We start from the raw sequence: 671 nt of genomic DNA on the forward strand, positions 1-671 counted from the left end.
TCCGCATGGAAGGGCCATCGCTCAACGGATAAAAGCTACCCCGGGGATAACAGGCTTATCTCCCCCAAGAGTCCACATCGACGGGGAGGTTTGGCACCTCGATGTCGGCTCATCGCATCCTGGGGCTGTAGTCGGTCCCAAGGGTTGGGCTGTTCGCCCATTAAAGCGGTACGCGAGCTGGGTTCAGAACGTCGTGAGACAGTTCGGTCCCTATCCGTCGCGGGCGCAGGAAATTTGAGAGGAGCTGTCCTTAGTACGAGAGGACCGGGATGGACGCACCGCTGGTGTACCAGTTGTCTTGCCAAAGGCATAGCTGGGTAGCTACGTGCGGACGGGATAAGTGCTGAAAGCATCTAAGCATGAAGCCCCCCTCAAGATGAGATTTCCCATGGCGCAAGCTAGTAAGATCCCTGAAAGATGATCAGGTTGATAGGTCAGAGGTGGAAGCATGGTGACATGTGGAGCTGACTGATACTAATAGATCGAGGACTTAACCAACGCTTTTTAAAAAAATGAAATACCTTCTTATTATCTAGTTTTGAAGGAACAACGTTCCTTTTATGTTTGGTGGCGATAGCGAAGAGGTCACACCCGTTCCCATTCCGAACACGGCAGTTAAGCTCTTCAGCGCCGATGGTAGTTGGGGGTTTCCCCCTGTGAGAGTAGGACGC

The 671-nt window shown here is 52.6% G+C and carries 2 rRNA genes; both read left to right on the plus strand.

Going from position 1 to position 671, the window contains the following annotated elements:
- Positions 1 to 498: ribosomal RNA gene (locus ACH0BU_RS18170) — 23S ribosomal RNA — on the plus strand; the annotation flags it as partial.
- A gap of 65 nt (positions 499 to 563) precedes the next feature.
- A 5S ribosomal RNA gene (gene rrf / locus ACH0BU_RS18175) occupies positions 564 to 671 on the plus strand; the annotation flags it as partial.

The sequence above is a fragment of the Sphingomonas olei genome (assembly GCF_045369765.1).
Classification (GTDB): domain Bacteria; phylum Pseudomonadota; class Alphaproteobacteria; order Sphingomonadales; family Sphingomonadaceae; genus Sphingomonas; species Sphingomonas panaciterrae.